This is a genomic window from Vallitalea longa, from assembly GCF_027923465.1.
Lineage (GTDB): Bacteria > Bacillota > Clostridia > Lachnospirales > Vallitaleaceae > Vallitalea > Vallitalea longa.
Window position 1 is genome coordinate 1 of record NZ_BRLB01000095.1, and the last position, 254, is coordinate 254.

A 254-nucleotide genomic window follows, 5' to 3' on the forward strand; every position below is an offset into this window, starting at 1 on the left:
TTTACTAATTGAGTAGATAGTTTATGTAAAAAATTCGATCTTGCATTTTTGATTTTATAGTGTATTCTTGCTACTTTAATCTTTTGTTTGTACCAATTATTCGAAAACCTTACCATACGTGATAATTGTTTTTAGTAATCCTAATTTTGGGAACTTCAACATACTGCCTTCTATTCTTATTGAATTGTTAGTGTTTTTGGTTGTATAAGATTTGATATTGTTTCTTTTAGATTTGAATCTAGGATATTTAGCTC

1 protein-coding gene is annotated in these 254 nt (G+C 26.4%); it reads right to left on the minus strand.

Annotated elements, in window-relative coordinates:
- The coding region (locus QMG30_RS25300) for a transposase (protein ID WP_353511690.1) at positions 1-116 on the minus strand (116 nt) is incomplete at its 3' end.
- Between the last annotated feature and the right edge of the window lie 138 nt (positions 117-254).